18 protein-coding genes are annotated in these 21,578 nt (G+C 57.0%); 10 read left to right on the forward strand and 8 right to left on the reverse strand.

The window, feature by feature from the left end; genetic code table 11:
• The first annotated feature begins 247 nt into the window (after positions 1 to 247).
• The 5 genes from DVA43_RS12405 to DVA43_RS12425 all read left to right on the forward strand — a co-directional run bounded on the left by DVA43_RS12405 (position 248) and on the right by DVA43_RS12425 (position 5,496).
• Positions 248 to 1,102: a hypothetical protein gene (locus DVA43_RS12405; protein WP_114315731.1), complete on the forward strand. Its 855-nt coding sequence runs from the start codon at positions 248 to 250 to the stop codon at positions 1,100 to 1,102.
• A 177-nt stretch (positions 1,103 to 1,279) separates the two neighbouring features.
• On the forward strand, positions 1,280 to 2,191 hold the full coding sequence (locus tag DVA43_RS12410) for an SPFH domain-containing protein (protein WP_103178526.1): 912 nt from the start codon (positions 1,280 to 1,282) through the stop codon (positions 2,189 to 2,191).
• Positions 2,191 to 2,649, forward strand: coding sequence for an NfeD family protein (locus DVA43_RS12415; RefSeq protein WP_103181037.1), 459 nt, complete (start codon positions 2,191 to 2,193; stop codon positions 2,647 to 2,649). The genes DVA43_RS12410 and DVA43_RS12415 overlap by 1 nt, the downstream gene beginning before the upstream one ends.
• Positions 2,650 to 2,665: 16 nt before the next feature.
• On the forward strand, positions 2,666 to 4,810 hold the full coding sequence (locus DVA43_RS12420; RefSeq protein WP_114317139.1) for a hypothetical protein: 2,145 nt from the start codon (positions 2,666 to 2,668) through the stop codon (positions 4,808 to 4,810).
• Entirely contained in the window at positions 4,780 to 5,496 is a 717-nt protein-coding gene (locus DVA43_RS12425) for a DUF3142 domain-containing protein (RefSeq protein WP_114315732.1), read from the forward strand. Before DVA43_RS12420 ends, DVA43_RS12425 begins: the two co-directional genes overlap by 31 nt.
• Here DVA43_RS12425 and cueR read toward each other — a convergent pair.
• On the reverse strand, positions 5,493 to 5,903 hold the full coding sequence (cueR, locus tag DVA43_RS12430; protein WP_114315733.1) for a Cu(I)-responsive transcriptional regulator: 411 nt from the start codon (positions 5,901 to 5,903) through the stop codon (positions 5,493 to 5,495). The genes DVA43_RS12425 and cueR overlap by 4 nt on opposite strands.
• 106 nt (positions 5,904 to 6,009) lie before the next feature.
• Between cueR and copA the strand changes: the two genes are divergently transcribed.
• The 3 genes from copA to ybaK all read left to right on the forward strand — a co-directional run bounded on the left by copA (position 6,010) and on the right by ybaK (position 10,057).
• Entirely contained in the window at positions 6,010 to 8,508 is a 2,499-nt protein-coding gene (copA, locus tag DVA43_RS12435) for a copper-exporting P-type ATPase CopA (protein ID WP_114315734.1), read from the forward strand.
• Between the two features lie 75 nt (positions 8,509 to 8,583).
• Positions 8,584 to 9,378 carry a TraB/GumN family protein gene (locus DVA43_RS12440; protein WP_114315735.1) on the forward strand — a complete coding sequence of 265 codons (795 nt, stop codon included), beginning with the start codon at positions 8,584 to 8,586 and terminating at the stop codon, positions 9,376 to 9,378.
• Positions 9,379 to 9,577: 199 nt separating this feature from the next.
• Complete coding sequence (ybaK, locus tag DVA43_RS12445; RefSeq protein WP_103824081.1) at positions 9,578 to 10,057, forward strand: Cys-tRNA(Pro)/Cys-tRNA(Cys) deacylase YbaK; 480 nt, start codon at positions 9,578 to 9,580, stop codon at positions 10,055 to 10,057.
• Between the two features lie 172 nt (positions 10,058 to 10,229).
• Here the strand turns inward: ybaK and ushA are convergent, their stop codons facing one another.
• A complete protein-coding gene (ushA, locus tag DVA43_RS12450) occupies positions 10,230 to 11,882 on the reverse strand; it encodes a bifunctional UDP-sugar hydrolase/5'-nucleotidase UshA (protein WP_114315736.1) in 1,653 nt (550 codons plus the stop codon).
• Positions 11,883 to 12,045: 163 nt separating this feature from the next.
• On the opposite strand from ushA, the gene DVA43_RS12455 reads away from it, so the two are divergent.
• Positions 12,046 to 13,251: an MFS transporter gene (locus tag DVA43_RS12455; protein ID WP_114315737.1), complete on the forward strand. Its 1,206-nt coding sequence runs from the start codon at positions 12,046 to 12,048 to the stop codon at positions 13,249 to 13,251.
• 233 nt (positions 13,252 to 13,484) lie between these two features.
• Complete coding sequence (gene ybaL, locus DVA43_RS12460) at positions 13,485 to 15,149, forward strand: YbaL family putative K(+) efflux transporter (RefSeq protein ID WP_114317140.1); 1,665 nt, start codon at positions 13,485 to 13,487, stop codon at positions 15,147 to 15,149.
• Between the two features lie 75 nt (positions 15,150 to 15,224).
• Here ybaL and gsk read toward each other — a convergent pair whose 3' ends face one another.
• The 6 genes from gsk to DVA43_RS12490 form a co-directional block, all read right to left on the reverse strand.
• Positions 15,225 to 16,529, reverse strand: a complete 1,305-nt coding sequence (gsk, locus tag DVA43_RS12465; RefSeq protein ID WP_114315738.1) for an inosine/guanosine kinase — start codon at positions 16,527 to 16,529, stop codon at positions 15,225 to 15,227.
• A gap of 62 nt (positions 16,530 to 16,591) precedes the next feature.
• Positions 16,592 to 17,554: a ferrochelatase gene (hemH, locus tag DVA43_RS12470; RefSeq protein ID WP_114315739.1), complete on the reverse strand. Its 963-nt coding sequence runs from the start codon at positions 17,552 to 17,554 to the stop codon at positions 16,592 to 16,594.
• Between the two features lie 245 nt (positions 17,555 to 17,799).
• The gene (gene adk, locus DVA43_RS12475; RefSeq protein ID WP_103824075.1) at positions 17,800 to 18,444 is read right to left on the reverse strand and encodes an adenylate kinase; all 645 of its coding nucleotides are present in this window, start codon (positions 18,442 to 18,444) and stop codon (positions 17,800 to 17,802) included.
• A gap of 179 nt (positions 18,445 to 18,623) precedes the next feature.
• Complete coding sequence (htpG, locus tag DVA43_RS12480) at positions 18,624 to 20,498, reverse strand: molecular chaperone HtpG (protein WP_114315740.1); 1,875 nt, start codon at positions 20,496 to 20,498, stop codon at positions 18,624 to 18,626.
• Between the two features lie 111 nt (positions 20,499 to 20,609).
• Positions 20,610 to 21,215, reverse strand: coding sequence for a recombination mediator RecR (gene recR / locus DVA43_RS12485; RefSeq protein ID WP_103178512.1), 606 nt, complete (start codon positions 21,213 to 21,215; stop codon positions 20,610 to 20,612).
• Positions 21,215 to 21,547, reverse strand: coding sequence for a YbaB/EbfC family nucleoid-associated protein (locus DVA43_RS12490; protein ID WP_014882811.1), 333 nt, complete (start codon positions 21,545 to 21,547; stop codon positions 21,215 to 21,217). The genes recR and DVA43_RS12490 overlap by 1 nt, the downstream gene beginning before the upstream one ends.
• Between the last annotated feature and the right edge of the window lie 31 nt (positions 21,548 to 21,578).

Consider the following 21,578-nt stretch of genomic DNA (forward strand, 5'->3'; position numbering starts at 1 on the left):
GTAGCGTTTATTAAGTCTTTCTGATGTTTAATTTTAAACAAATGTTAATCAGACTTTAACGATGTAAAATATAGCCTTTGTTATGTCCACGTTTCTGGACGATTAGCCCGCCTGGAGTAACGTTTATCTTCCATTTGTGATCGTCGCAAAACTCCCGCACACGGTGCCATTGGCCTCCTCTGGCAGGATGGTGTTAAACTTTTTCGTTATGAAAAGGCCACGCTAATAACTATAGGAAGTATGCGGCATGACACATATCTTTTATGAGTTCACCTCTCTTAAGCCGGGTGTTCCTGATGTAGAAACATTAATGCAAGTCATCCGCTCATCGGCAGAGACCAGCTTCGTTATTGGCCCGGAAGTCGTTGATTTCGTCAAAAAAGCGCTGATCGTCAACACCACCATCGTCAGCTTTAAAAACTGCAAATTTGCTTTCGACAACGGCACGCATTTCATTGAATTTGATGGCAAAGGTAAATCTAAGCGTTACAACGAGGTTCCGCACTGGTTTGTCTCCCCGGCAGATTTCTCCCGCTCTCAGTGGCTGATCAACCATAAGCTTTCGGATGTGATGGCGACGACGTTTATCGATGTGCTGATGTCTTACCCGCTGAAAGAACGCCGTGCCCACTGCAATCTGCTGTTTGGTTTAGACTTGCATAAGACAGGTATCGTGCCGTCCAGTACGCCTGCGGCGAGCAAAATCGGCAATAAAAACGGTAAAACCACAAAACCGAAAATTATCGAACTGGGCTCCTTTGAACTGTTCAGCCAGTTCTTTGACCGCCTGAAGCGCGCCGTGGCGGAGGATCGATTCCCGACCCTGCAGGTGCTGACGGGGATCGATGATCTGTCGAAAGCGCCAAATAACCTTAAACAGGGGATCCGCACCTGGTTTAAAGCGATCTCCGGCGATCTGCCACCGAATAATAAACGCGTCGAAGCGGGTAACGCCGGTCTTTTCTGCGCCCCGGTGCGCGAGCAGTTGCAGCAGATTGAAGCGATGGGGCTGGAAAAATATTATGCAGGGCTGTCGCGGGCGATCGTTGAGGCGGGCGAGCAGTATATCGCTGACTTCTCTTACACTCCCCCCGAAGCTTGATCTTCTCCGTTGACGGCAAACACGCGTTGCCCTGCTATTTTTAGCGGGGCTTTTTTATGTCTGAATCCAGCCCGGCTCGTTGATTTGGCGGGAATTTACCCTTGTTTGCCGGTATACTTATGCGCAACAAACGAACAGTTTTAATCGCAACATGGAATACAAAACAGGAGGTTTTACATGTTCATCGTCATCCCTATTTTGATCTTCGTGGCGCTGGTGATCGTCGCCGCCGGTGTCAAAATCGTTCCGCAGGGCTACCAGTGGACGGTGGAACGTTTTGGTCGATATACCACGACGCTGCAGCCGGGCTTAAGCCTGGTCGTGCCGTTTATGGACCGCATTGGCCGCAAAATCAATATGATGGAGCAGGTTCTCGATATCCCGTCTCAGGAGGTTATCTCCAGGGATAACGCCAATGTCACCATCGATGCGGTCTGCTTTATTCAGGTGATTGACGCGCCGAAAGCGGCCTATGAGGTCAGTAACCTTGAGCTAGCCATCATAAACCTCACGATGACGAATATTCGAACCGTGCTGGGTTCAATGGAGCTGGATGAAATGCTCTCCCAGCGCGACAGCATCAACACCCGCCTGCTGCACATCGTCGATGAAGCCACTAATCCCTGGGGTATTAAAGTCACGCGTATTGAGATCCGCGACGTGCGCCCACCAGCAGAGTTGATCACCTCCATGAACGCCCAGATGAAGGCCGAGCGAACCAAGCGCGCCTACATTCTGGAGGCCGAAGGGGTGCGTCAGGCGGAGATCCTGAAGGCTGAAGGGGAAAAACAGTCGCAGATCCTCAAAGCCGAGGGCGAACGCCAGTCGGCCTTCTTACAGGCTGAAGCCCGTGAACGTTCCGCCGAAGCGGAAGCCCGCGCCACGAAAATGGTTTCGGAAGCTATCGCAGCCGGGGATATTCAGGCGGTTAACTACTTTGTGGCGCAGAAATACACTGAGGCGCTGCAGGCCATTGGCTCGGCGGATAACAGCAAGGTGGTGATGATGCCGCTGGATGCCAGCAGCCTGATGGGCTCGATCGGTGGTATCGCGGAACTGATCAAAAACAGCGGCAACGAGCGCAAATGATGATCGAGATGATTGCTGCACATCCGCACGTTTTCTGGCTGAGCCTCGGCGGACTGCTGCTGGCGGCAGAGATGCTCGGCGGCAACGGCTATCTGCTGTGGAGCGGCGTGGCGGCCGTTATCACCGGGCTGCTGGTGTGGATCTTACCGTTCGACTGGGCATGGCAGGGGGTGCTGTTTGCCCTGCTGACCCTGATTGCCGCCTGGCTCTGGTGGCGCTGGCTCTCAAGACAGGTGCGCGCCCAGAAGCCCGCCGATGCCCGGCTCAACCAGCGAGGAAAACAGCTGGTGGGGATGCAGTTTACCCTGGACACCGCCCTGGTTAACGGGCGCGGTCATATGCGCGTCGGCGACAGTTCATGGCCGGTTGTGGCCGACGAGGATTTAAGCGTCGGCACCAAAGTTGAGGTGGTGGCCGTAGAGGGTATTACCCTTCGCGTCCGGGCCCTTTCCCGATAAGAACAGGAATAGCATGATGGTCAGGAAGACAACGCTGGCACTCAGCGTTAGCGCCTTACTGGCGAGCGCCGCGCCGGCATTTGCCTCATTTGATATGGAAGACTGCAACTGGAGCGATGAGCACTGTCTGCTGAAAGGCGACCCGGTGCTGACGCCCGGCAACGACTCCCGCGACAACCTGCTGCGTCTGCTGAGCGAAGCCAAATCCTTTGCCCTGCCCGTGCAGTCGATGCCTGCGGATATCACCCGCTCCCGGGATTTCTATTTTGCTTACCACCCGGAGTGGGATGACCTGGAAGATCCGGTCACCCCAGCCGCGGACAAACCCGCTGAAGAGAGCCTTCTCAGCCAGCAGCTGGCCGCATTGCAGCTCGAGGCCGTTGACACCCGGCAGGATGGCGAGCAGGAAAACCGCTTCGTCTCGAACAGTGCCGACAGCCTCAGCCAGTTTTTTGCCGCGCTGCTGGCCGACGACGCGCTGACGGCGGAACAGCGCCATGCCCTGGGGCAGGCGCGTCTGGGGCTCTACTCTGGCGCAACCGATGAGCAGATCTCCGCCTCCCTGACGACCCTTCCTGCCCACTCTTCAGCCCTGCTGTATAAAACCTATCTGACCGGGGCGGCCCGTTTTTATGGTGGCGATTATGACGAGGCAGATCGGGCGTTTACCTCGCTCGTTGACAGCGATCGTCCGTGGCTGGCAGAGACCGCGGGCTATATGCTGATGCGCACGGCGCTGAACAAAAGCAGCCAGAACAGCACCGGAGAATATGGCGATTTTGATATCGACCGCATCGACCGCCCGGCCGCTGAACAGGCGCAGAAAGCGGCCCAGACCTACCTCCAGCGCTGGCCGGAGGGGCGTTACGCCGATTCGGCGCGCGGTATGCTGCGCCGCATCAACTGGTATTTGCAGGCGTGGCCGCAGCTGGCAGAGCTGTACGAGCAGCGGTTCCAGCAGGCTGAGGATGCTGAGGCGCTGCGCGGCCTGGTGACCGAATACGATAATGTCTACGGCATGCAGTTCTACGGTCGCGCCGTGCGGGAGGCCTTCCCCGACGCGCCGCAGGTCAGCTATATCGAGCTGCTGCGCGCCCTTCGCCTGAACAGCGACGAGAAACCGACCCTGACGCAGGAGGATCTCAACAGCAGCAAACCGGCGTTTGAACAGAGCGGCAAGCTGGCGCTGTGGCGCAATTTACAGTTGAACCTGTGGCAGGCGACGAATAACCCTGCCGCCATCCTTCAGGCCGTTAAACCGGCTGAAACACTCCCGGCGCACGATATTGTCGCCTTCAGCGAGCAGGTACTGTACGGCGACGCGCTGATGGCGCAAAAGCAGTGGCCTGCGGGGCGTGATTTCTGGCTTAAGCTGCTGAAACTCAGCCAGGATGCTGAACAGCAGCAGTACGTGCAGTCCAGACTGGCGGCCACCCTGGTCTATAGCGGTAATCCAGAGGCGATATTTGCCGCGGATAGCGCCATCACCAGCCTGCGTTATCGCTCCCGGGTGCTGAAAGCGGTAGCCTCGCCTGAGCGGTTACGTCAGCAGGCCAGTCAGGGACCCAACAATGAAGAGCGGACCATTGCGCTGCATACCCTACTGGTGCGCGACTTAACGGAGAACCGCTTTAGCGACTGGTTAAATGACAGAAAGCTTGTCAGCGCGATAACCTCGCCAGTTATTGGCAAAGCGTTTGACGATGTTAACCTGAGCGTATTCGACTGGAACGGTGATGCCGCCGAAGCCGGTTATGTGTGTCGTAGTCTCGATAAAACCGTGCAGGTGCTCAGCCAGAACGCCGAAGATGCCCATGCCCTGAACTGTCTGGGCGAGTTTTTCCGCACAACCAATACCCGTGTCGATCTGTGGAAAGAGAGTGCGGGCAACGGTGTGCTGGAGGCGGCCATCCATCGCAAAGAACCTTACGGGCAGTTCGACAGACAGGCTTACTACCAGCAGGTCATTACCTCACCGAAGGCGGAACATGAAGATAAGAGCTATGCGCTCTATCGGGCCATCATGTGCTACGCCCCGTCCGGCTATAACGAATGTGGCGGAACCGATGTGGACAAAGCCCAGCGCAAAGGCTGGTTCTCGCAGTTAAAAACGCAGTATCCGGGCAGTCCGTGGGCGCAAAAACTCAAATACTACTGGTAGCCGCGCTGCTGGCCGGAGAGGCGCAGGCGGCAGAAATCGTTACCGCCCACGAGCATCCGGCCTTCTGGCTCTGGTCAGGGGTGAAGGCCAGCGACGCACTGAAAGAGGCGCAAACGGTCTATCTCCATCAGGGCGAAGTGCTGACCCGGCCCAATGAGGTGGTGTTTCAGCGCCTCGGCCTGCCGGTCAGTCGCCTGACCTTTCCCTCCATCTGGCTGACCGTGCGCTTTACCACCCTTGAGGTGCCGCCGACCATCGTGCCGAGAATTGTCCGCCTGATGCAGCGCTGGCAGGCCGCCGGAAATCAGGTAGTAGGTTTGCAAGTCGATTTTGATGCCGCTACCCACCAGCTGGCGGACTACGCGCGCTTTTTGCGCACACTTCGCCAGCAGCTGCCGCCTGAATTCGCGCTGGGGGTGACCGGGCTACTGGACTGGGCGAAAACCGGTGATGTTGCCACGCTGAATAGCCTGGCAGTGGATGAACTGGTGATCCAGAGCTATCAGGGCCGCCATACGGTAGCCAACTATCAGGCCTATCTGCCCGCGCTTGCCCGGCTGCGCATTCCCTTTAAGCTCGGGCTGGTACAAAACGGTCAGCGGGATGTGCAGGCCGAAGCGCAACTGCGAAAATCTCCCTGGTATCGCGGTACGGTGGTGTTTATGCTCAACCCGGCCCGGCGTTAAGCCTTCGCTTTGCGGTGACAGCAGCCGGAGAGATTATCGATGATCGGGCAGTCGGCGCTCTCATCCCCCGGGCAGCTCTCTGCCAGGGCCAGCCGCCGATCGCGCATCGCCTGTAGCTCTACAATATGCCGCTCAATTTCGGCCACCTTATCCAGCGTCCGGCTTTTTACATCGGCGCTGTGGCGGGCAGGATCGTTAAACAGCGTCACCAGATCGCCGCACTCATCCAGATTGAACCCTACCTGACGCGCCTGGCGCAGCAGCGTCAGTTCATCAAGGTGCTTTTGCGTATAGCTCCGGTAGCCGTTCTCACTGCGCAGCGGCGGTGTCACCAGCCCTTTCTCTTCGTAAAAACGAATCGCTTTGCTGGTTAAGCCAGTTTTTTTGGCAACATCACTGATATTCACGTTTCCCCCTTGACCTTCCCCTTGATGGAAGGTTTAACCTTGATAACAGTTAGATGAAAGTGTCTCTCCGGTCAATATCTGGCTGGAGATTTATAAGGAGCTAATTATGTCTCAAACCATCGATCTGACACTGGACGGCCTCTCCTGCGGCCACTGTGTCAAACGCGTTAAAGAGAGTCTGGAGCAACGCCCGGACGTTGAGCATGCAGAGGTGACCATCGAGCACGCGGTCGTCACCGGCAGCGCCAGCGCCGATGCCCTGATCGACACCATCAAACAGGCCGGTTACGGTGCGGCGTTAAGCCACCCAAAGGCTGATCCGCTGACAGCGTCAACAACTCCGTCGGAAGCACTGACAGCGGACCCCTCTGAGCTTCCGGCAGCTCACGACAGTGATGACAGCCAACAGCTGTTGATCAACGGCATGAGCTGCGCCAGCTGCGTCACCCGGGTGCAGGATGCCCTGCAGGCGGTTCCGGGTGTGGCACAGGCACGGGTCAATCTGGCGGAACGCACTGCGCTGGTGATGGGCAGTGCTTCCGCCACTGATTTAGTGCAGGCTGTTGAAAAAGCGGGCTATGGCGCCGAAGCGATTGAGGATGACGTCGAACGGCGGGCGCGCCAGCAGGAGACGGCCATCGCCACCATGAAACGTTTTCGCTGGCAGGCGATTGTTGCCCTGCTGGTAGGTATCCCGGTGATGGGCTGGGGTATGCTCGGCGACAACATGATGGTTACCGACGATAACCGCACGCTGTGGCTGGCGATTGGCGTGCTCACCCTCGGAGTGATGATCTTCGCGGGTGGCCACTTTTATACCAGCGCCTGGAAGAGCCTGAAAAACCGCACCGCCACCATGGACACCCTGGTGGCGCTGGGTACCGGCGCGGCGTGGCTCTACTCGATGAGCGTAAACCTCTGGCCGCAGTGGTTCCCGATGGAAGCGCGCCATCTCTACTATGAAGCCAGCGCGATGATTATCGGCCTGATTAACCTCGGCCATATGCTGGAGGCGCGGGCCCGCCAGCGCTCCTCAAAAGCGCTGGAGAGATTGCTCGATTTAACCCCGCCAACCGCCCGGGTAGTGACCGAACAAGGTGAACAAAACCTGCCGCTGGCCGAGGTTCAGGCGGGTATGATCCTGCGCCTGACCACCGGCGATCGCGTCCCGGTGGACGGGGAGATCACCCAGGGCGAAGCCTGGTTTGACGAAGCGATGCTTACCGGCGAGCCTGTGCCGCAGCAGAAAAGTGACGGGGAGAGCGTCCACGCCGGTACGGTGGTGCAGGATGGCAGCGTGCTGTTCCGCGCAAGCGCTGTCGGCAGCCACACTACGCTGTCGCGCATCATCCGCATGGTGCGTCAGGCCCAGAGCAGCAAGCCGGAGATTGGCAAGCTGGCGGATAAAATTTCCGCCATCTTCGTGCCGGTAGTGGTGGGTATCGCTCTGTTCAGCGCCGCTATCTGGTACTTTTTTGGCCCCGCGCCGCAGATTGTTTACACCCTGGTGATCGCCACCACGGTGCTGATCATCGCCTGCCCTTGCGCCCTGGGGCTGGCGACGCCGATGTCGATTATCTCCGGCGTCGGGCGTGCCGCGGAGTCGGGCGTGCTGGTGCGCGACGCCGACGCCCTGCAACGCGCCAGCACTCTGGATACGCTGGTCTTTGATAAAACCGGTACCCTCACCGAGGGTAAACCGCAGGTGGTAGCCATCCATACCCTGAACGGGATAAGCGAAGCCGATGCTCTGCATCTGGCCGCCGCGCTCGAACAGGGTTCCAGCCACCCGCTGGCGCGGGCGATTCTGGAGAAAGCAGATAGCGCCCTGCCGCAGGTAAATAACTTCCGCACTCTGCGCGGGCTGGGTGTCAGTGGGGAGGTCGATGGCCATACGCTGCTGCTGGGCAACCAGGCGCTGCTGACCGAAAACGGAATTGATACCGGGGCGCTGAATGAACATCTGCAAAAGTATGCCTCGCAGGGGGCAACGCCGGTACTGCTGGCGATTAACGGCGAGGCCACGGCGCTGTTTGCCATCCGCGATCCGCTGCGCGCAGACAGCGTGGCTGCGCTGCAACGCCTGCACCGGGAGGGTTATCGTCTGGTGATGTTGACCGGCGATAACGTCACTACCGCACAGGCTATCGCCAGCGAGGCCGGTATTGATGAGGTGATTGCGGGCGTACTGCCGGATGGCAAAGCGGATGCGATTATCAAACTGCAGGGCCAGGGCCGCCGGGTGGCAATGATAGGCGACGGCATCAACGATGCCCCGGCGCTGGCACAGGCTGATGTCGGGATTGCTATGGGCGGTGGCAGCGATGTCGCTATCGAAACGGCGGCGATAACCCTGATGCGCCACAGTCTGACCGGCGTGGCCGACGCGCTCGCCATCTCGAAAGCGACCCTGCGCAACATGAAGCAGAATTTGCTGGGGGCCTTTATCTACAACGCCTTCGGTATTCCTATCGCCGCCGGGATCTTATGGCCGCTGACCGGGACGCTACTGAACCCGGTGGTGGCGGGTGCCGCTATGGCCCTCTCCTCGATTACGGTGGTCAGTAACGCCAACCGCCTGTTGCGCTTTAAACCTAAAGCGTAACGTTGCTGCAGGACAAGGACGTCTTGCGCCACTCCTCCCCACGCGCTAGCATGAATTTTTCATCAGGGAGCGCGTATGGGTCTGTTTCAACGTCTGAAAGCATCGTTTCGCGCCCTCTTCCCCCGCCGCTATCGCTGGCCTGGTCTTGATATCACCCTTCCCGGCGGACAGCATCTGCATCTGGTCGGCAGCATCCATATGGGGACGCGGGATATGTCTCCCCTGCCCGATGGCCTTGTTACCCGCTTGCATCACGCCGACGCGCTGATCGTCGAAGCGGATATCTCCGGGGATGAGTCGCCCTTCGCAGGGCTTGCGATGCCGCCTCCGCTGGCGGAGCGTCTCAGCCCGACCCAGCTTACGGAACTGCAACGGGTCGCCGAGGAGCTTGGATTATCGCTTAATCAGCTTGAGAGCCAGCCGCTGTGGCAGATCGCCATGGTATTGCAGGCTACCCAGGCGCAGCGGTTGGGGTTGCGGGGAGATTATGGCATCGATTACCAATTGCTGAATGCCGCGCGTACGCAGAACCTACCGGTCATTGAGCTGGAAGGAGCTGCCAGCCAGATCGCCCTGCTGCGCCAGATGCCAGACGATGGTTTGCTGCTGCTGGAAGATACCCTGACTCACTGGCACACCAATGCCCGCCTGCTGCAAACCATGGTGAGCTGGTGGCTGGATTCCCGCCCTGTCGTCGACAAGCTGGCGCTTCCGGCGACCTTCAGCGAATCGCTGTATGATGTGCTGATGCATGAGCGTAATCAGGCGTGGTGCGAAAAGCTGCACGCATTGCCGGCCGGGCGGTACGTGGTGGCGGTAGGGGCGTTGCATCTGTACGGCGAGGGGAATTTGCCGTCGCTGCTGAGATAAAAAAGTGGCCAATATTTCTATTGGCCCGTCAAAGAGGAATTTCATCATTGTTATTATGCCGGAGGAGACCTCCGGTTCAGCAGATTGTCGCTCAAAGTGACCATCACTGCCAACACTATTGCGCAAGATGGTGCTATTTTTTAGCCGCTTTTCAGGCGTATTCTTAAGGCGTTTATTGTCCGGGCTAAGAAGGATTGCTATGACTCCCGCCGTTAAATTACTCGAAAAAAATAAGATTTCGTTTCGGATCCACAGCTATGACCACGATCCGGCTGAAACCAATTTTGGTGATGAAGTGGTGCGTAAACTAGGTCTGAATGCGGATCAGGTCTATAAAACATTGCTGGTTGCGGTCAATGGCGATATGAAACATCTCGCCGTGGCGGTGACGCCGGTTGCCAGCCAACTGGATCTGAAGAAAGTGGCCAAAGCGCTGGGCGCCAAAAAAGTGGATATGGCCGACCCGATGGTGGCGCAACGCACCACGGGGTATCTGGTGGGCGGGATCAGCCCATTGGGGCAGAAGAAGCGCCTGCCGACGCTGATTGATGCGCCTTCACAGGCGTTTGAGACGATCTATATTTCCGGCGGCAAGCGCGGGATGGATATTGAACTGGCGGCGAGCGATCTGGCGAAAATGCTGGATGCGCAGTTTGCGGACATCGCGCGTCGGGATTAAAAAAACGCCGGGTGGCGCTGCGCTTACCCGGCCTACAAAACCCAAAAACCGTTCGAACCGTAGGCCCGGTAAGCGCAGCGCCACCGGGCATCAGGCCGTACGGTTCCAAACCCCATAACCGTTTGAACCGTAGGCCGGGTAAGGCGAAGCCGCCACCCAGCACTGACGGCGCTTACTGCCAGCTCACTTCACCCTGCGGTTCATAGGCATTCACATCCAGCGGTGAGTTCTGCTGGATGTACTGCTTCAGCACCTCGGCATCAATAAAGCCGGTATTCACATAGCCTGGTTTATCATCAATGTGCGGATAACCATCGCCGCCGGTGGCGTTGAAGCTCAAGGTCGCCATACGGTAGGTTTTCGCCGGATCAACCGGTTCACCCTTGATCTTCAGGTCGTTGAGCACCCCACCCTTCGCCACAAAGCTCACGTTGGCAAACTGCGGATAGGCGCCGGAGTCCGGTTTCATCTGCGCCACCGCGTTGAGATAGTCGGTGACCTCTTTACCGCTCATGTCGACATAGACCAGCACGTTGCCGAACGGCTGCACCTTCAGCACATCTTTATAGGTGATATCGCCGCCCTCAATGGAGTCGCGGATGCCGCCGCCGCTCATCACCGCAAAATCGGCATTGGTGCGCGCCATTTGCGCGGCCAGGATCAGATGGCCCATATTGGTCTGCACGAAGCGCACCTTGCTGCGATCGCCTTCCAGTCTGCCATTGAGCGTGCCGATCTTCACATCCAGCTGCGCTTTACCTTTATTCTGGAACGGCGTCAGCAGGGAGAGCATCTGTGGGTTTTCCGCAATTTCTGGCGTATAGAGAACGCGCTCGCTCTGGCCGTTATCGTAGGTCACCTTCTTCTTCAGGTTGACCGGGATCAGCTGATAGTGAACCAGCTTCATCTCGCCGTTACGGAATTCGAAATCGGCCCGGCCCACATATTTGCCCCACTCGTGCGCCTGCACAATCCAGATCCCGTTCTGCTTATCGGGCGCGCACGGCGTACCTGGCACATAGTCCACCTGTTTTTTATTTTCCGAGGCCATGCAGACCGGATCCTGGGAGTGACCACCCACGATCATCGCCAGGGAGCCCGCAGGCAGGCTGCGCGCCATCTCGACATCCCCTGGCGCATTCGAGCCATGCTCGCCGTTATCGTAATGGCCCATATGGGTAGTAGCGATAATCACGTCCGGCTTTTCGTTCTGCTGTAACTCCTGAATCACCAGCTTCGCTTCGTCAGCCGGTTTACGGAATTCGATATCGGTGAAATATTCCGGATTGCCGATTTTCGCCGTGTCGTCGGTGGTCAGCCCCACCACCGCAATTTTAATATCCTGGCGTTTGAAAATGGCCCAGGGTTTAAATAAGCGTTCGCCGGTGCTTTTCTGATAAATATTGGCGGAGAGGAACGGAAATTTGGCCCACTTCTCCTGCTGGCGTAATACTTCGATGGGATTATCAAACTCATGGTTGCCCACGGCCATCGCATCGTAGCCAATCAAATTCATGCCGCGAAAATCGGGTTCAGCGTCCTGTAAATCTGATTCCGGCACGCCGGTATTAATGTCGCCGCCGGAGAGGAGCAGCACACTGCCGCCTTTTGCCGCCACCTCTTTACGGATCCCATCCACCAGCGTTTTCTGTGCTGAAAGACCATATTCGCCATATTCGCTGCGCCAGAAGTGGCCGTGGTGATCGTTGGTATGCAGGATGGTGATGTTATAGGTTTTATCTTTTTCCCAGGCCTGGGCCGGCAGGCTGAGCAGCCCACACGCCGCAATGATTGCCAGCGCGACGCCTCGCTTCATTAACTTCATTTCTTCACTCCCTGATGCATAGACAAACGCAAAAATTACAATGAGTAATCAGAATAGACAAATATGTTTTCAGAATTGCGACTTTCCTCAAATGTCGGGGAAAGGTATGTTAGGCGGATAATAATTACATCCTGCACTTCCTATAACAATCGACGTGGTATTTATGGCAATCAGTGAATCTACTCCACCGGTGTCGGCTGCTAAGGCTCGCACCTCATTTGGTATTCTCGGTGCAATCAGTCTTTCGCATCTGCTGAACGATATGATCCAGTCGCTTATTCTGGCGATCTACCCCTTATTGCAGTCCGAGTTTTCTCTTACCTTCGTGCAGATCGGCATGATCACCCTCACCTTCCAGCTGGCCTCATCGCTGCTGCAACCGGTGGTGGGCTACTGGACGGATAAATATCCGATGCCGTGGTCGCTGCCCATTGGTATGTGCTTTACCCTGAGCGGCCTGATCCTGCTGGCGATGGCCGGGAGCTTTGAAGGGGTACTGGTGGCAGCCGCGCTGGTGGGTACCGGCTCGTCGGTATTTCACCCGGAATCGTCCCGCGTGGCGCGTATGGCCTCCGGTGGCCGTCACGGACTGGCGCAGTCGCTGTTCCAGGTGGGCGGTAACTTCGGCAGCTCTCTCGGCCCGCTGCTGGCGGCGGTAATTATTGCCCCCTATGGCAAAGGAAACGTGGCCTGGTTTGTGCTGGCTGCGCTGCTGGCGATTGTGGTGCTGGCGCAGATCAGCCGCTGGTACGCCGCCCAGCACCGGGTTAATAAGGGCAAACCAAAAGCGCCAGTTATCAATCCCCTTCCGCGTAACAAGGTTATTCTGGCGGTCGGCATCCTGCTGATGCTGATTTTCTCCAAATATTTCTATATGGCGAGCATCAGCAGCTATTACACCTTTTACCTGATGGAAAAATTCGGATTATCGGTACAAAACGCCCAGTTTCATCTCTTCGCCTTCCTGTTTGCCGTCGCCGCCGGGACCTTTATTGGTGGGCCATTGGGCGATAAAATTGGGCGTAAATATGTGATTTGGGGCTCTATCCTTGGCGTTGCGCCTTTCACCCTTATTTTGCCCTACGCAACCCTGTGGTGGACGGGTGTTTTAACCGTGATCATTGGGTTTATTCTTGCCTCTGCATTTTCTGCCATTCTGGTCTATGCCCAGGAGCTGCTTCCGGGACGTATCGGCATGGTTTCCGGGCTGTTTTTTGGTTTTGCTTTCGGCATGGGCGGCCTTGGCGCGGCGGTATTAGGCCTGATTGCAGACCATACCAGCATCTTTTTGGTCTACAAAATCTGCGCTTTCCTGCCTCTTCTCGGGATGTTGACTATATTCCTGCCTGATAACCGGCATAAATCCTGATTTATCTGCGGTCAAACTTCTGGTTTGGCCGCTCCCTTTCCTTATGTCATCGGCCTTTCTTTACATTACTTCTGATAAATTCCCCGCACAGTCTTTCGCCTCGCTCTTATTGCTGTTTTTGCCAAAATTCAATAATTATTCATAAACATAATCATTAATTCTGTCATAAACTATTACACGGTTTTTGGTTTGCGGACCAAAAATGGAGTCATACAGCAACGAAAGGAGACGGAATGCACCACGCCACACCGCTTATCACCACCATTGTTGGTGGACTTGTACTCGCTTTTATTCTCGGCATGATTGCCAACAAACTGCGCATTTCCCCTCTGGTGGGCTATTTATTGGCGGGCGTGATAGCCGGGCCTTTTACCCCCGGTTTTGTTGCTGATACGAAACTCGCCCCGGAGCTGGCAGAACTTGGCGTGATCCTGCTGATGTTCGGTGTGGGTTTGCATTTCTCCGTGAAGGATTTGATGGCGGTAAAGTCCATTGCCATTCCCGGCGCGATCGCCCAGATAGCCGTGGCGACGTTGTTGGGTATGGCGCTTTCCGCAATGCTGGGCTGGCCGCTAATGACCGGCATCGTGTTTGGCCTCTGCCTTTCTACCGCCAGTACCGTGGTGCTGCTGCGCGCGCTTGAAGAGAGACAGCTGATTGACAGCCAGCGGGGGCAGATCGCCATCGGCTGGCTGATTGTTGAAGATCTGGTGATGGTCTTAACCCTGGTGCTGCTGCCTGCCATCGCCGGCATGCTGGAAAAAGAGAATGTCGGTTTAGCCTCGCTGGCGCTCGATATGAGTATTACCATCGGTAAGGTAGTGGCGTTTATTGCCATTATGATGCTGGTGGGCCGCCGCCTGGTGCCGTGGATCCTTGCCCGCAGCGCGTCGACCGGCTCGCGTGAACTGTTCACCCTCTCGGTGCTGGCGCTGGCGCTGGGTATTGCGTTCGGGGCCGTGGAGCTGTTCGATGTCTCCTTCGCGCTGGGGGCCTTCTTTGCCGGGATGGTGCTGAACGAATCGGAGCTGAGCCACCGCGCCGCCCACGATACCCTGCCCCTGCGCGACGCCTTTGCGGTGCTGTTCTTCGTCTCGGTAGGGATGCTGTTCAACCCGATGATCCTCATTGAACAGCCGCTGGCGGTGCTCGGCACGCTGGCCATCATTATCTTCGGTAAGTCACTCGCCGCTTTCTTCCTGGTGCGTATGTTCGGCCACTCGCCGCGTACCGCGCTGACTATTGCCGCCAGTCTCGCCCAGATTGGTGAATTTGCCTTTATTCTCGCCGGGCTGGGCATGGCGCTGGATCTGCTGCCTCAGGCCGGGCAAAACCTGGTGCTGGCGGGGGCGATCCTCTCAATTATGCTCAACCCGATACTGTTCGCGCTGCTGGAAAAATACCTCGATAAAACCGAAACCCTGGACGATCAGACGCTGGAAGAGGCCATTGAGGATGAGAAGCAGATCCCGGTGGATATCTGTAACCACGCCCTGCTGGTGGGTTTTGGCCGCGTCGGCAGTCTGCTGGGTGAGAAGCTAATGGCCCAGGGCATTCCACTGGTGGTGATTGAAAACTCCCGTACCCGCGTGGATGAGCTGCGCGCGCGCGGGATCCGTGCGGTGCTGGGGAATGCGGCGAACGAAGAGATCATGAATCTGGCGCATCTCGACTGCGCGCGCTGGCTGCTGCTGACCATTCCCAACGGCTATGAAGCGGGTGAGATTGTCGCCTCGGCGCGAGAAAAGTGTCCGGATATTGAAATCATTGCCCGCGCCCATTACGACGACGAGGTGGATTACATCACCGAGCGTGGCGCGAATCTGGTGGTGATGGGTGAGCGCGAAATTGCCAATACGATGCTGGCGCTGCTGGAGAAAAAGGCGGTGATGGGGTAAAAAAAAGCCTGCTGGCGCTTCGCTTAGCAGGCTCACACGTCGCCCCGGCAAGCGCAGCGCCGCCGGGGGATGGGCTTATCTGTCCCAGTAGGACTCTTCCAGACTGTCTTCCCGCTCCGGCAGGCCGCGCGTTAAGCGCGGCGAATGCTGGTTCAGCACCTGATAGCTCACGCGGTTTGCGTACTTACATACCTGCGCCAGCGACGAATAGGTCAGCCAGTTAAACTTGTGTTTGCTGGAGTTCGGCACGTTAGTACGGTGGAACGCGTTGGCAGTGATATCGTGCAGCAGCGCCGCCAGCGCGCCGTCGCCTGCGCCGTTGGTGTTCATGATCTTCTCCGGGCCGCCCATGTACGGGGCGATATGCGAGAAGATACGCAGCGGATTAACACAGTCTTTGTGGCGCATGGCGCGGCTGAATTCAAACTGGTTGAACTCGGCAATCGCCCCTGGCAGCAGCGGATGCTGGGTTTTGCGTTTTGCCTCTTCTTCGGTGAAGCCAGCCATATACAACCCTACCGGCCCGGCGGTGCAGAGCACCAGATCGACCCAGTCCAGCGCCTTATCAGATGCCAGCAGCGGATCGCTCTCCCCGGTCAGGGCTTCGGCCTCTTCTTCGTTCATCGCCAGAATCGAGACGTGCTCCTTCAGGAACGCCTGCCACCACTCCGGGTTATCGGCGATGACAAATTTGGTGCCCAGGGTAAGGACCACCGGCACGTTGTATTTCTTCGCGTATTCCACCGCCTTCATGGTCGCTTCCGGCATCGGCTCGCCGGGCTTGCAGCGCACCAGATAGGAGGTCAGCACCAGTGCAGATGCCCCGGCGATCACCTCTTCAGGAATGCTCTCGGCGCGCAGCTGGTTCATATGGCCAGGGCTGATGGCGAAGGTGCGCTCGCCGGATTCACCGATTAGCGTAAAGCAGCGGCCAATCGCCCCGTCCACCCCCTGGAGGTAGTTCAGATCGGTACGACTGGAGGTGTTGCAGAGATAACGGTAGGCGTAACTGCCGATTTCGACATTGCTGCACATCACGCCCAGCAGCACGGAGCGGTCGTCCGCCAGCACGGAGTAGTTGTGCATGGTGTTGCCGATGGTCCCCCCGGCAAACTGATGGGTGATCAGGTTATCCCGCACCAGCTCCTGATAGAGCGCTTCCGCTACATCGTCTTCAATTACCAGAGAGTGCCCGGCGCTCAGGCCGTAACGTTCGACAAACGCATCGTCCACTTTAGCTTCAATATCCACCAGCGTCTGGTCGATACCCACCACCCAGGCGGCACTGGACTCATTTTCCGGCTGAATTTGCTGCAGCAGCGGATCGCGGGCGTTAACGGGAAAGTAGTGTTTGGATTTACGTTTACCGGGAAATTTCATGTTCTGAGCTATGAGTGACGGATGGGCCGGGAATGGTAGCACAAACCCGGCGCAGAGTGCGATCAGCGGCTGCGGGTCACCAGTGATGCCATCATCTCGATGTGCTCAGGATTGTCGTTAAGCGCCGGAATATACTCATACTTTGTCCCGCCCGCTTCGAGGAAGAACTCCCGGTTTTGCACCGCGATCTCTTCCAGGGTTTCCAGACAGTCTGCCGCAAAGCCTGGCGACATTACCTGGATATGCTTCACGCCCTTCTCACCCAGCATTTTTAGCGTTTCATCGGTATAAGGGGTCAGCCACGGCTCGCGGCCAAAGCGCGACTGGAAGGTCATCATCACCTTCTCGGGCGGCAGGCCAAGGGCGGACACCAGCTCACGGGTGGTATCGCGGCAGCGCTGCGGATAGTCGTCCCCTTCGTTGGCGAATCGCTGCGGGATGCCGTGATAGGAGAGCAGCAGCAGATCCGGCTCGCCGTGTTTCTCAAACGACGCGCGGGCGCTGCTGGCAAGGGCGTTAATGTAGAGCTCGTTATCCGCATAGTCGCGAATAAAGGTCACGCCAGGTATGCGACGACGGGTTGCCAGAATGCGCGCCAGCTCATCCCAGACGGCTGCCACGGTGGAGCAGGAGTATTGCGGATAGAGCGTCAGCACCACAATGTGATCAACGCCCTGCGCCAGCAGTTCATCGACGGCGCTTTTCAGGGAAGGTTTGCCGTAGCTCATGCCCAGCGCCACCGGCATATCCGGCAGACGGGCGGCCAGCGCTTTCTCCTGACGACGGCTGTAGACCATCAGCGGCGAGCCCTCTTCCATCCAGACGGACTGATAGAGCTTTGCCACGCGCGGCGAACGGATCGGCAGGATCACGCCGCGCAGCAAAGGCCACCACAGCAGGCGTGGGGTATCCACAACGCGCGTATCGCTTAAAAATTGTCGCAGGTAGCGTTTTACCGCCGCTGGAGTAGGTGCTTCGGGGGTTCCCAGATTGGCAAGCAGGATGCCGGTTTTCGCCTGACTCATTCACGCCTCATAACCTTTTAACAGGCTGATAAGTGTATCTGAAAAGTGCGTAAACGGAACCAATTGCAGTAAAAGGTAGAATGAGAATTTTTCTCACCCGGGGTCCCGGGTGAGAACCACGTCATCCTTCAGGCTGCCTCTTTGTTGGCTGCGCACTCTCACCCCAGTCACATAGTAATCTATGTTCCTGGGGATTCGCGTGCTTGCCGCCGCGATGCAGCCCGAATGATTTAGTGGGGGCGTGATTAGCCGAGGATCTTTTCCAGCTCTGCACGAACGTCAGCGACAGGCTTAGTACCGTCAACTTTTGCGTATTTGGTGTTACCCGCCTGCGCTTCTTTGCTGTAGTAGCCGATCAGCGGCGCGGTCATCTGATGGTATTCCACCAGGCGCTTACGCACGGTCTCTTCCTGATCGTCTTTACGGGTGGTCAGTTCTTCGCCGGTCACGTCGTCTTTGCCTTCCACCTGCGGCGGATTGAACTTAACGTGGTAAACGCGGCCGGAAGCGGCGTGTACGCGACGACCGATGATACGGTCAACGATCAGCTCGTCCGGTACGTCGAACTCCAGCACGTAGTCCACGTTGATGCCCGCTTCTTTCATGGCATCCGCCTGCGGAATGGTACGTGGGAAGCCGTCCAGCAGGAAACCGTTACGGCAATCTTCCTGAGAAATGCGTTCTTTAACCAGAGCGATAACCAGCTCGTCGGTCACCAGTTTGCCGGCGTCCATAATGTCTTTCGCCTGTTTACCCAGCTCGGAGCCAGATTTAACAGCGGCACGCAGCATGTCACCCGTAGAGATTTGCGGAATACCGTATTTCTCCATGATGAACTGAGCCTGAGTTCCTTTACCCGCGCCCGGAGCGCCAAGCAGAATAATACGCATTGCGAAAATCCCCTCAAAAGTCGATTCAATTTTTCAAAAAGCGCTAAACAATACCACCAGAACGGGTATCGCTCAAGAAAGGCGGGCAGGCTGAAACGGTTAATGAGGGGAATTTATTAGTGGGTGCAGGCAGATAACCTGCACCCTTATCCTCTCTTCAGCGAAGAGAGGGAAGTGATTTACGCCAGCAGCAACGCATTCACGCGTTTGATGAACTGGTTAGGATCTTCCAGCGTGCCGCGTTCAGCCAGCAGGGACTGGTCCAGCAGCAGTTCAACCCACTCGGCGAAGCGGGCTTCGTCCTGGGTCTCGGCTGCACGTTTCACCAGCGCGTGATCCGGGTTGAGTTCAAAGATGTATTTCACTTCCGGCACTGCCTGGCCCGCGGCGGCGAACAGCTTCGCCATCTGGGTGCTCATCTCGTCAGCATCAGTAGTGACGATGGCAGGGGTATCGGTCAGACGGTGGGTAAAACGCACCTCTTTCACGCGATCGCCCAGATGGGTTTTCACGCGCTCAACAAACGGCTCCAGCGCTTTTTCCGCCTCTTTCGCGGTATCGTCCACTTCATCCGCCAGCTTGTCGATGGACTCATCGGCTTTGGCAACGGACTGGAACGCTTTGCCGCTGAACTCGGTCAGGTAGTTCATCATCCACTCATCGATGCGATCGGAAAGCAGCAACACTTCGATGCCTTTCTTACGCAGCAGCTCCAGGTGCGGGCTGCTCTTCGCCGCGGCATAGCTGTCGGCGGTGATGTAGTAGATCTTCTCCTGCCCTTCTTTCATGCGGGAGATGTACTCTTCCAGCGACACATTCTGCTCGGAAGAGTCGGTGTGCGTGGAGGCGAAGCGCAGCAGTTTGGCAATGGCTTCGACGTTGGACGGATCTTCTGCCGGGCCCTCTTTCAGCACCAGGCCGAACTGTTTCCAGAAGGTCTGGTATTTTTCGGCGTCGTCTTTCGCCAGCTTATCCAGCATCTGCAGGGCACGTTTGCTCAGCGCGGTGCGCAGATTACGGGTTACGGTGCTGTCCTGCAGGATCTCACGGGAGACGTTCAGCGGCAGATCGTTGGAATCAATCAGGCCGCGCACAAAGCGCAGGTAGTTCGGCATGAACTGTTCGGCTTCGTCCATGATGAACACGCGCTGCACGTACAGCTTCAGGCCGTGCTTGTGATCGCGGTTCCACATATCCCACGGTGCCTGCGCCGGGATGTAGAGCAGGCTGGTGTATTCCTGCTTCCCTTCCACACGGTTGTGGCTCCAGGTCAGCGGATCGGTAAAGTCATGGGCGATGTGCTTGTAGAACTCGTTGTATTCGTCGTCTTTGATTTCAGACTTGTTACGCGTCCACAGCGCCTGCGCTTTGTTGATCTTCTCCCAGGAGATGACGGTTTCGCCGTCTTTCTCTTCCTGTTTTTCGATCTCTACCGGCAGGGCGATATGGTCAGAATATTTGCTGATGATGGAGCGTACGCGCCAGTCGTTGAGGAAATCGTCTTCCCCTTCACGCAGGTGCAGGGTGATCTCGGTGCCGCGATCGGCTTTAGTGATGTCGGCAACGGTGTATTCACCTTCACCGTGGGATTCCCAGAATACGCCGCTTTCAGCGCTTTCGCCTGCCGCGCGGGTGCGTACGGTAACTTTATCCGCCACGATGAAGGCGGAGTAGAAGCCCACACCGAACTGACCAATCAGCTGGCTGTCTTTGGCCTGATCGGAACCCATCGACTGCAGGAACGCTTTGGTGCCGGATTTAGCGATGGTGCCGAGATGGTCAATGGCTTCATCACGGGTCATACCGATGCCGTTGTCGGCGATGGTCAGGGTGCGGTTCTCTTTATCAAATGAGACACGCACGCGCAGTTCGCCGTCACCTTCATACAGCTCTGGCTTCGAGAGCGCACGAAAACGCAGCTTGTCTGCCGCATCAGAGGCGTTAGAGATAAGCTCGCGCAGGAAAATTTCTTTATTGGAATAAAGAGAATGGATCATCAGGTGCAGAAGCTGTTTTACCTCTGACTGGAAACCACGGGTTTCTTGTCCTTTCATACTAAGTCGACCTCAACAATGCCATTTAATGGGGTTTAAAAGCGTTGAGGGAGAGATGGGGATACGGGGGATTTTTTTCAAGCGGAGGCCACGACTGCAGCCTCCGTTTGGTCAGAAATTAATCTTGTGACGTCCTGCCAGAGAGTGGGACAGCGTAGTGCCATCGACCATTTCCAGCTCGCCGCCCACCGGCACACCGTGGGCGATTCGACTGGCATCGACGCCCGACTCCGCGCACAGCTCGGCGATATAGTTGGCTGTCGCCTCCCCTTCCACCGTTGGGTTGGTGGCGAGGATAACCTCGTTAATCGTTTCCGATTTCAGGCGCTGTTCAAGGCGGTCCAGGCCGATATCATCCGGACCAATACCGTCCAGCGGCGACAGGTGCCCCATCAGCACAAAATAGCGGCCGGAAAACTGCCCGGTCTGCTCAATGGCGTAGATGTCCGCAGGACTCTCCACCACGCAGATCTGACCATTTTCCTGACGACGCGGGTTGGCGCAGATGTTACACACCTCCTGCTCGGTAAAGGTGCGGCAGTCGGCACAGTGGCCAATTTCTGACATGGCGCGGGTCAGGGCCTGCGCCAGACGCATGCCGCCGCTACGATCGCGTTGCAGCAGGGTAAACGCCATGCGCTGCGCCGACTTCGGGCCTACGCCCGGCAGGCAGCGTAGCGCTTCCATTAACTGCGTAAGCAGCGGACTGGTTTGCATCAGAATGGCATCTTAAAGCCCGGTGGCAGCTGCATTCCGGAGGATACAGAGGCCATTTTTTCTTTCTGAGTTTCGTCGATACGGCGCGCAGCATCGTTAAACGCAGCGGCAACCAGATCTTCCAGCATCTCTTTGTCGTCTTCGAGCAGGCTTGGGTCGATCTCCACGCGACGGCAGTTGTGTGCGCCGTTGATGGTCACTTTGACCAGACCTGCGCCCGATTCGCCAGTGACTTCCATCTGCGCGATCTCTTCCTGCATCTTCTGCATTTTTTCCTGCATCTGCTGGGCCTGCTTCATCAGACCACCCAGACCGCCTTTACCACCAAACATAGGCTTCTCTCTTCTTTCACGTTAAAGATAA

The sequence above is a fragment of the Leclercia sp. W6 genome (genome assembly GCF_003336345.1).
Taxonomy (GTDB): domain Bacteria; phylum Pseudomonadota; class Gammaproteobacteria; order Enterobacterales; family Enterobacteriaceae; genus Enterobacter.